Annotated in this window: 3 protein-coding genes; 2 read left to right on the forward strand and 1 reads right to left on the reverse strand. The window is 52.1% G+C overall.

Translation table 11 applies throughout. From position 1 onward, the window contains the following. Nucleotides 1-1,679: hypothetical protein (locus tag KDK14_RS13730; RefSeq protein ID WP_257265737.1), on the forward strand; the 1,679-nt coding region annotated here is incomplete at its 5' end. Beyond that, a complete protein-coding gene (locus KDK14_RS13735) occupies nucleotides 1,680-3,326 on the forward strand; it encodes a ShlB/FhaC/HecB family hemolysin secretion/activation protein (RefSeq protein WP_257265738.1) in 1,647 nt (548 codons plus the stop codon). A gap of 90 nt (nucleotides 3,327-3,416) precedes the next feature. Here the strand turns inward: KDK14_RS13735 and KDK14_RS13740 are convergent, their stop codons facing one another. Continuing rightward, entirely contained in the window at nucleotides 3,417-5,831 is a 2,415-nt protein-coding gene (locus KDK14_RS13740; RefSeq protein WP_257265739.1) for a glycogen/starch/alpha-glucan phosphorylase, read from the reverse strand. Nucleotides 5,832-6,166 lie beyond the last annotated feature (335 nt).

Genomic DNA, 6,166 nt, shown 5'->3' on the forward strand with positions numbered 1-6,166 from the left:
GAGCCATCACCCTGGCTGATGACCAGAAAATAACCAGCACAGGCTGGATCAGGGCTGATTCAGATACGTTCACCATGGGCAACCGTTCGGTTATCAACTCAGGTGAGAGTACTTCGTTGTCTACCGATGGTGACCAGGCGCTGGCGACTCTCGCTATCGGTGATGATTTTACTGCCACCAGCCAGCAGGGAGCCATTCACTTTAATGAGTCGGTGACTGTCGCCAATGAGATAAACCTGTTGGCTGACCGGGAGATTACCCTGGCAGCCCAACAGGCAATCAACGCAGGCTCAATGGCCATTGGCTCCGAAGCATTGCCGGGAGCGGACAGTTTCTCCATGGGGCAAAACGCGGTTATCCGCACCCGTGAACAGACTCTGATCCATACCCGTGGTGATCAGCTGATTGGTCAGCTGGTATCCGATGGGGCAGATTCTGCGTTCTACCTTAAGACGACAGAGGGTGGTATTAATGGTCGAAACGATCTGGATATTGCCGGTGGTGAGCGTCACCTGAAGGCAACGCAGCGAGTTGGTTGTGATGTGGAAGGTAAAAACTGCACCGGTGGTCAGGGGCAATTGATGGCAGCCACCGGTATTGGTGATCCGCTGGTGATTGATCTGCCCTGGTTGTCTGCAGAAACCGACAATGGCGATATCAATATTCTGGCCAGTGCCGACCTGCATGCCCGCCTGCTGAAAGCCACCAATGGCAATATCTACATGACAGCACTGGGTTATCTTGAGATCGACGAGTTGATTGGCACCCCATGGCTGCTGGTGAATGACTTCCTGTTTGCTGACCGGATGACCCTGGATCGGGGCGGTCTGGCCTCCGGGGACAGTGTGGTGGTGAATCAGATCAATATGACTGACGGTGGACCTCTGGCGGTTTATGCCCCGGCAATTGACCTGAGCATTGATGGCGGCGGTGCAACGGAGACGTTGATGGCCATGGGTGGCTTCAATGAAACCCTGTCACTGACGTCAGACGCCCGAAGCTACTATCAGAACCTTGAAGCCGCTGCTTTCAAACCCGGCAGCTTTGCCAATGATGTCCGGGTAGATATCAACAATACTGCCCAACTGCATATCACTGACTTTTTGACTCAGGGTGGCGACCTGAGAATGACCGGCGACCTGCTGATCGATGCGGCGACGGTGAATACCGGCCCGGGATACAATTTCAGGATGGTGACGGGTTACCAGACAGTGGATGAATTAACCATCAACCTGAATAACTCCGATGGTTCAGCACTGCGGGTTGATGGTCAGTTTATGACACCCTATGGCGAGTTCTGGATGTCGGTGGATGATGTCAATGTCACCACTAATGCCCAGTTTACCCGATACAATTTGCCACTATTGCTGACCTACAAGAGCAGTCAGGATGATCTTTCCAGCATCACGCTGCCCGAGTCTTTCTACCGTCTGAGCCTTGAGTATCAGAATGAGATTGCCAATCAGGAGCTGGCTCAGGGCACCCAAAATAATCCTGTCACTGACCAGCTGGTAGCAGACAGTGATCCTGTAACTCTGTCTCAAGGCTGGATCGCGGCCAATGGTAATCCGGCAGAAATAGCCAACTTTGACGGTGACGTTGAATTTGAGGCGGAGCAGTCGGAAGAAGAGGAAGAGTTCTGGTTGATTAGTGAACCGGGCGTTGAAAAGGAGTTGTAAATGAACACCTGGAATATGTGGAAGAGAAAATTTCAAGCTTTGTCCTATGGGGCCTTGCTTGCCTGTTCGCCACTGTCGGCACAAATGCCGCAAGATGACTATGACTATGCTGGTCAGGCCAGCAAAGACCTGTTTGAGCGCGAACTCCGCCTGCGGGAAAAAGAAAAAAAGCCTGATCTGCCTGCTATTACCGAACAAACTGAACCGACAGAAGAGGTCACCGGAGGCCCCACCTTTATCCTCCGGGGTATCCGCTTTACCAGGTCTGCCCATTTGACCCAGGATGAACTTCAGAACATTGTCCAGCCTGTTCTGGGTGAAGAGATTGATTACAACGGACTCCAGAAGATTCTGGCAACCATCAATCAACTCTATCGGCAGAAAAATATCTACACGGCGGTTGCCGTTTTCCCGGAGCAGCAGGTGGCTGATGGTGTGGTCATTATCCGCCTGGTTGAAGGTTCAGTCGGGGAAATTGTCTTTGCAGGTAATCAGTACACAGAAGATGATTATTTTCGCCAGTGGATCAATTACGACAACCAGCTGGGTTCCATCGATATTGAAGCCCTGGAAAAGGATATTCTGTTTTATAACCGGATACACAACCAGCGTCTGCAAGCCGAGCTGCGTGCCGGAAAAACCTTCGGGTTGACCGATATTGTCATAAATGTACCTGAGCCCGGGCGGGACAGTCTGGAGCTGTATCTGGATAATTATGGCTATGAAAGCTCTGGAGAGGCACAGTTCAGTGCACTCTACCAGCGTAACCAACTGTTTCGTCCCGCAGACAGAGCCATGGCTTATGGGTTGGTATCCAGCGGTTTGAAGTCTTTTGTTTCCAGTTACAGCACGGTGGTGGGAACGGATGGACTGCGGCTCGGTGGTAGCCTGCAACTGACCAATGCCACGGTTAACTCCGGTGACTTCAGGGACCTGGGTTATGCCGGTGATACCCTGCAGTTGAGTCTGGAGGGCAGCTATCTGGTGTATTCCAATGCTGATCTGTGGGTGAACCTGGTGGCAGCCCTTGGCAACTCAACCTCGAAAAACAGTGTTACCGGTGGTGATCTCTCTGACTATCAAACCGGACGGTATCAGTTGGGTGTCGAACTGAGCTGGTTGGGCAATCAATGGCAGTTCAGTGGACGACAGCTTTACAGTTCTGTGAATAGCAAGGAAAAGCTGCAGGGGATTACCCGCAAGTTTAACCTCTTCAATACCCGACTGACGTTTATCTATAACTTCGATAACCCTTTTTATGCACTGTCTACCGTAGAAGCCCAGTTCACTTCTGAACAGGCCCTGCCGGGGGCTGTGTCCTTCACACTTGGCGGCCCATCCACCCTGAGAGGCTATCAGCAGGGCGTTGCCAGTGGCGACCAGGGCTGGTACCAGCAGCTTGAAGTGCACTACAACGGGTTCTCATTTAATGAGTATCTGTTTGACCTGTATGGATTTTACGACCATGGTGAGGTTGAATCCCTGAATCCAAAACAGACCCTGTCGTCTGCGGGCGTAGGGATCAATGTGTCGGGGAATGAGTGGTTCAGCCTTGACCTGACCGTCGCCAATGCGATGGAGGAGGTGGTACCGGATCAGGACAATACCAGTTTTTATGCCCGTATTACCTGTCATTGTATCGATTGATGTGATTGGAGAATTAAAAAAGTCAGCCCCGGTAAAGGCTGACTTCTCTCAAAGCTGGCTTTTGCTCATAAAACTGCCAGAACCATCCTGTTATTTACTGTTCCAAACCTTTTCAGCATAGTCAGCGATAGACCGGTCAGCAGAGAATCGACCCAGGCGTGCTGTATTCAACACCGCCTTGCGCCACCAGAGCCTTGGCTTACGAAAAGTGTCGGACACTTTCTGCTGGGCTTCCCGATAGCTCTCAAAGTCAGCCAGTGCCATAAACTGGTCACGATGCATCAGATCTTCCGCAACGGGTTTCAGCAGGTCGGGCTTGTGCTGGCAGAAGGAGCCATTCATCAGGGCGTCAATGGCCCGTTTCAGTACCGGATTGCTCTCATAATAAGGGTATGGGTTGTAACCCTGCTGCAGTTCGGCAATCTCATCGACGGTTTTGCCGAAGATAAAGATATTGTCGTCGCCCACCGCCTCGGCAATCTCCACATTGGCTCCGTCGAGGGTGCCAATGGTTAATGCACCATTCAGGCCCAGCTTCATATTCCCGGTACCGGAGGCTTCAAAACCGGCAGTGGAGATCTGCTCGGAAAGATCGGCGGCAGGAATGATCTGCTCTGCCAGGGTGACGCGATAATCTGGCAGAAATACCACTTTCAGGCGGTCATCCAAACGACGATCGTTGTTAATAACCTGGGCGACCTTGTTGATGGCCAGAATAATTTGCTTGGCCAGTACGTAGCCTGGTGCAGCTTTAGCGCCAAAAATAAACACCCGTGGGGTATGGTCAGCATCAGGATTATCCAGCATCTCGTGATACAGGCTGATGATGTGCAACAGGTTTAACTGCTGACGTTTGTACTCGTGCAGTCGCTTGATCTGAACATCAAACAGCGCATTGGGATTGACGGTGGCCTTGCACTCTTTTTCAATCAGCCGCGCCAGCCGCTCCTTGTTTTTGAAACGGACATTGGCAAAGGCATCCAGAAAGTCGGGAGATTCAGCCAGCGGTGTCAGCTGCTCCAGCTGGTTCAGATCAGTACGCCAGTCGGTGCCGATATTCCTGTCCAGCAGTCGTGCCAGGCCCGGGTTACAGTGCGCCAGCCAGCGTCTTGGGGTGACACCGTTGGTGACGTTAACCAGCTTGCCAGGATACAGCTGGTCAAACTCGGGGAACAGATTGGCTTTCACCAGTCCGCTGTGCAGGGCGGCAACACCATTGACCCGGCGGCTGCCAATCACCGACAGATTGGCCATGCGGATCATGCGACCACCGTTGTCCAGCTCTTCAAAGATGCTGACTTTCTTGATGATCTCCACATCATCTCCCCACTGCTCTTTGGCCTCACCGTTCAAAAAGACATAGTTAATCATCTCAATGATCTGCAGGTGCCTTGGAAGAATACGGTCGAACAGGGAGGCAGGCCATTTTTCCAGGGCTTCTGGCAACAGAGTGTGGTTGGTGTAGTGACACATTTCCCGGGTGATGGCCCAGGCCTGATTCCAGACCATGCCTTCTTCATCCATCAGCAGACGCATCAATTCAGGAATGGCGATGGCCGGGTGGGTGTCGTTCAATTGCAGGGCGTAGTGTTTCGCCAGGCTGCCCATTGGCAGGCCACGCTGCTTGTGCTGGCGGATAATATCCTTGAGGGAGCAGGCGGTAAAGAAGTACTGCTGGATCAGTCGCAGATCCTTGCCCTGGGGCGTCGAGTCTTCAGGGTACAAAACCCCGGAAATGGTATCACCATCCACCAGGTTACGGCAGGCTTCCAGATACTCCCCGTGGTTGTATTTATCCAGATCGATGGGGTAGGCACCTACCTGACTTTCCCAGAGACGCAGGCGGTTGACATACTTTCCGCCAAAGGATGGGATGGTGATATCCCAGGGCACACCAAAAAGCTTCTTGCCGGGCAACCACCGGTTATTGCCATCGTCGTCCATTTCGATAAGACCGAACAGGCCAATCTCAACGGTTTCCGATGGACGACAAGTCTCCCATGGGCTGCCAAATTCGCGCCAGACATCGGGCTTCTCTTTCTGATAACCATCGACAAAAACCTGGCGGAACAGGCCATAACGGTAGTTGATGCCATACCCGGTGGCCGGAATATGCTGATTCGCCAGAGAGTCCATAAAACAGGCGGCCAGACGGCCCAGGCCACCATTGCCCAGGGACATGTCCCGCTCCTGGTCCAGCACGTCAGACATCCGAACACCGTGGGATTGCAGCAGGTTGGCTGCGGTTTCGTACAGTCCAAGGTTCATCAGGGCATCACCGAGCAGGCGTCCCATCAAAAACTCCATGGAGAGGTAGCAGACATGACGTTGTGACTCTGTCTTGCTATAGCTCAGGCTACTTTCCTGTAGCTGGTCCAGATTAATGTCACGGAGTACCAGAGAGAGGGCCTGCCACCAGTCGCGATGTGTGGCCTGCTTCGGGGTAGTACCCAGCTCACGGCGCAGGTGTTTTTCCAGCTCGGTGGTAAATGCTTTCTGATCCATGCGATGCGCTTCACTCTTGCTGTTCTGTCAGGTTGGCCTTTTGCACTGATGACCTGTTTCAATGGCTTGGCAAAAGGCCCGGTGTCATCAAAATGGCTTGTTGCCTGGTAAACGCTGTCAGTCTCTGGGCTGGTTGCCTTGTGTTTAAAGGATAGGGGAGCAGCACCAGATGTATGTTGTTTAATAAGTAAACGTCGATGTGACAAGGCAAAAATAGACGACAAGTATAATTAATTTCAATTTTTGCGGATTGTTGTATACCTCTCAAACGATTACAACTGTTTTCCTGATTACCACTGATCGTACGTCATGATACAGAGAAAGTTTATTTAAGA

This window comes from Endozoicomonas sp. ONNA2, from assembly GCF_024606365.1.
Taxonomy (GTDB): domain Bacteria; phylum Pseudomonadota; class Gammaproteobacteria; order Pseudomonadales; family Endozoicomonadaceae; genus Endozoicomonas.